This is a genomic window from Candidatus Woesearchaeota archaeon (assembly GCA_003694805.1).
Taxonomy (GTDB): Archaea; Nanobdellota; Nanobdellia; order Woesearchaeales; family J110; genus J110.
This window is the reverse complement of sequence record RFJU01000134.1, coordinates 1-3,657: the sequence shown is the minus strand read 5'-3', so window position 1 is coordinate 3,657 and position 3,657 is coordinate 1. Positions and strand designations below refer to the sequence as shown.

General features: G+C 48.6%; 5 protein-coding genes and 1 tRNA gene. 3 read left to right on the top strand and 3 right to left on the bottom strand.

Annotated elements, in window-relative coordinates:
• Positions 1–171: 171 nt before the first annotated feature.
• Complete coding sequence (locus D6783_05140) at positions 172–1,209, top strand: hypothetical protein (protein ID RME52350.1); 1,038 nt, start codon at positions 172–174, stop codon at positions 1,207–1,209.
• A gap of 97 nt (positions 1,210–1,306) precedes the next feature.
• On the opposite strand, the gene D6783_05135 is transcribed toward D6783_05140, so the two are convergent.
• On the bottom strand, positions 1,307–1,540 hold the full coding sequence (locus D6783_05135; GenBank protein RME52349.1) for a hypothetical protein: 234 nt from the start codon (positions 1,538–1,540) through the stop codon (positions 1,307–1,309).
• A gap of 67 nt (positions 1,541–1,607) precedes the next feature.
• Here D6783_05135 and D6783_05130 point away from each other — a divergent pair, with 67 nt between their 5' ends.
• Both D6783_05130 and D6783_05125 read left to right on the top strand, forming a co-directional pair.
• Entirely contained in the window at positions 1,608–2,834 is a 1,227-nt protein-coding gene (locus tag D6783_05130) for a hypothetical protein (GenBank protein ID RME52348.1), read from the top strand.
• Positions 2,831–3,202 (top strand): DUF393 domain-containing protein, encoded by a 372-nt coding sequence (locus D6783_05125; protein ID RME52347.1) that lies wholly within the window; start codon positions 2,831–2,833, stop codon positions 3,200–3,202. Before D6783_05130 ends, D6783_05125 begins: the two co-directional genes overlap by 4 nt.
• Before the next feature lie 65 nt (positions 3,203–3,267).
• Here D6783_05125 and D6783_05120 read toward each other — a convergent pair.
• Both D6783_05120 and D6783_05115 read right to left on the bottom strand, forming a co-directional pair.
• Positions 3,268–3,341, bottom strand: a tRNA-Cys gene (locus tag D6783_05120).
• A gap of 36 nt (positions 3,342–3,377) precedes the next feature.
• Positions 3,378–3,657: hypothetical protein (locus D6783_05115; protein RME52346.1), on the bottom strand; the 280-nt coding region annotated here is incomplete at its 5' end.

Here is a 3,657-nt window from a genome sequence, read left to right as displayed (position 1 = left end):
CGTGGCGAAGCGGAAGAAAAACTCAAAGTTCAGAAAAAAGACTGCACTATCAAGCGAACACAGTGACCAATCAAGAGGCAGAATGAAAGGAGCGCTTTCTTTACGCCGAAACCACTCGCCAGTAACTACAAACGAAATGTTTAAATATCAACAATCTTTCCTTACCGCAGTATGAGCTTGCAGAACATCATCTCAAAAACTGCTGAATATTTGGATGTACCGGCAGTGGTCGGATTTGAGCATCCGTTTATGAATCATTTGGCAGACGATTTTAATACCTCTGGCTATGATGTTGAAAAACAAGACAGAATTCTTATCGTTAGAAAGAAAGGAATGCGAAGCCCAAAAATCGTTACCGCTCACATCGACAGGCACGGCATAGTAGTAAACGAGCAAGGAAAACCCGAATACGCCGCTTTTAATGCTAAAAAACAGCATGGGGAGAACATTAAATCATCTGAGGCGATATTTAAGAAATCCGGACAAAGATTTGTGGATGAAGCGGTTTATGCGTATGACGCACAAGGAAGGAGAATAGCGGACGGAATAGTAAAAGGGTTTTTTTATGATTTTGACGCTAAAGACTTGACCTTTGACATTGAAGGTCTTAGCAGCTTGCCAGCAGGAACACCTATCGCGTACGTTTCCCCATTAATTAAACAGGCAAGCACACTTTCATCTCAAATTGACAATGCAATAAGCGTGGCTGTTGCGTATCAGCTGGTTCAAGACGGTTTTGATGGAACATTACTTTTCGCAACAGAAGAAGAAATCGGAAGAAGCTGGCAACACATTGCAAACTATCTGCAATCTCACCATACCGCAACAAAAGAAATAATCACACTAGACACTACACCCTATGAAGATGCAAGAGCTATTTCAGAAGGATTGATTGTATTGAGAAACAGAGATGAAAACGGAGAATTCAATCCAGATCTTGTTGGAAGATTAAGGGCGGCTTGTGATGCTCAAGGAATACTATATGAAATGAAAGACGAGGTTATTAACGTTCAAAATACGCAATTACCAGAAGGTACAAAACCCAAGAAACTTGGGAACACAGAGTTAGGAAGAATTATTCAACACACCAACGGGCAATTCAATGGCGCGACAGTACAACTCCCAACTACAGAATACCACACCAATCACGAAACAACCTCGGAATTAGCACTGAATAACTATTATGAAGCACTTAAAAGAATACTTTAAAGAAAGCACTCCCTCCTGTTTTCTATGGCTCAATCTCGATGAAAACTAACATCATGGCCAAGGGAGCGGCACAGCCGAAGAAGCCGACAAATAGGAATTACTCCTGCACAAACATATAGATCCCATACGAAACGAGCGCAACAAAAGAAACCACAACTGAAACCATCGGATTCCACATCGCAGAAAATAAAACAATAATTGCAGCAACAACGGCAAAAGCACCCCTTTGTTTCGAATCTACTTTCTTCATACCTTGCTTCAGGAACCACAGATATTTACGTTCTCCGGGCCTGAAAGAAAAACCAACCGCGCGAGGCGGCGTCGCCTTCACAGCCCAAAAAAAAGAATAAGTTTAAAAATGAGCAAAGCAGGCAACCTTGCAGGTAACTCAACTCACCATGCGCTCCGACCTTGAACAATGCATAGCCTACATTGAAGCAGTCATCAAGAAAGGCGGCGACCTCCACTACGCCCTCTCAAAGCTCTCGCACAACAAGTTCAGCGAAGCCATCATCCAAGAAGCAAAAGAGGTCTTCCTCGCAAGAGAACAAAGCAAGAGCCAAACACAAAAACAAAACCCGAGAAATAAAGGTCGCAAACCAAAAGACCCCAAAGCATACCACAAGGTCCGCGTCCCAAAACCCCACGCGAAAGTAAAAGACCAAACCCACGCCTCGCGCTTGTGGAAACTCATCTTCATCATCACCCCGTTCATCGCCCTCGTCATGGCAACGCCACGTCAAGGGAGAGCAGCAGGCATCCTCCTCTTCCTCCTCTGGCTCCTCCTCTTCCTTAACACAGCAATCCTTTGGGCGACCAGCCACCTCTTCCAGCTCAGAAGCAACGAAACCTTCTGGCAAACGCTGGGGCTCGGAGCAACCACTATTGCCATCTTCCTCCTCATCATCGGCGCATTCGCCCTCGCCGGCGCTGAAGGTGCCAGCGCGAAAAACATCGTCGTGTCAGTCATCGTCAGCTTCGTCATCCTCCTCTTTCTCTTCAGCACCTTCTTTGGCATCCAAAAGAACAGCGCATTCATCATGGCAGCAGCCATCATCTTCGCCAACCTCTTCGTTTTCTACCTCCTCACCCTCGCAACAGACAGGTTCCTCGCGCCTCTCGAGGCAAACCCGCCCGGCCAAGAACAACCAGCCCAGGACAACTCACCACCAACGCAACCCCCTCAAGAACAAACAAAAAACACAGACCCAACTGCTCCTGCTCACGGCGAAGAGGAAAAGGAAGAAGAACAAAGCCCAGCACCGCAGGGCGCCGGAAGCGCCACGTCTGAAGAACCAACATCGCTGCCGCCCCTGCCAGAACGCACTCCCCGGGGCACCACGTTCAAGTACAGCAAACGCGCCCTCAAACCCCTTGGCACCCCCGGCCTCGCCACCGCAAGCATCACCCTCCACCCCGACGCCACCATCTATGCTTACACCTTTGACACACAACGCCACCTCCAAGCAACAATCAACAAAGCCACAGGGTTCACACCCCATGAAGGAATCTTCATCAACACCGCCTCCTGCCTCGCCTACTGGACAACAGACACCACCCTCACCATCGCTCACTACACCGGGGAGGACTGCATCGCAGGGCTCGTACGCCTCGCAAGACAATGAGACCCATCATCTTCTTCGACGGGTACTGCGGCCTTTGCAACAAGTTCATCACCTACGTCCAGAAGAGAACAGACACCTTCCTCTTCGCCCCCCTGACCGGCAAAACCGCCAAACACTACCACCTCCCCAGCACAGAAACTATTGTCTTAATTGATGACGTCGGCATCCATACCAAGAGCACCGCCGTCCTGCGCATCCTCTACCAGACCGGGAAGCTCAAACCCCTCTGGAGCGTGCTCTTCATCATTCCCCGCTTCATCCGCGACGCGCTCTACTGGTTGATAACAAAGATCCGCTACAAAGTCTTCGGAAAACAACGAAGCTGCAGAACACCAACCAAAGCAGAAAAAGAACGATTCCTCCCCTAACAGCCCAGCAAGGACGCCCCCCTCCACACGCCAAAAAAACACAAAAGACATCGCTACCAAAAAAAAGCGCACGCCCGGATTCGAACCGGGGAATACCCGCTCTGCAGGCGGGCGCCTTAGGCCGCTTGGCTACGTGCGCGCCACAACAAGAGCATTAAGAAACTGCTTTTAAAGGTTACGGGCGATCGTGAGGCAACGCCTGTATTTTTTTTATAATAGCCGACGTTGAAATTCCTCCGATATCATCCACAAGAACTACCTCACCCCCTCCTGACCGAACCACTTCTTCCTCAATTCCTAAATATCCTGACCTAGACTTCACGTGCTTGTGCGGCTTCACCATTTTTAGAAACGCTCTTGGATCCTCCTCATCAAAAATAGTGACAAAATCAACACACGCTAAGGCAGCAAGCATTTCCGCACGATCATTCTCCCCAATGATTGGCCGCTCTTTT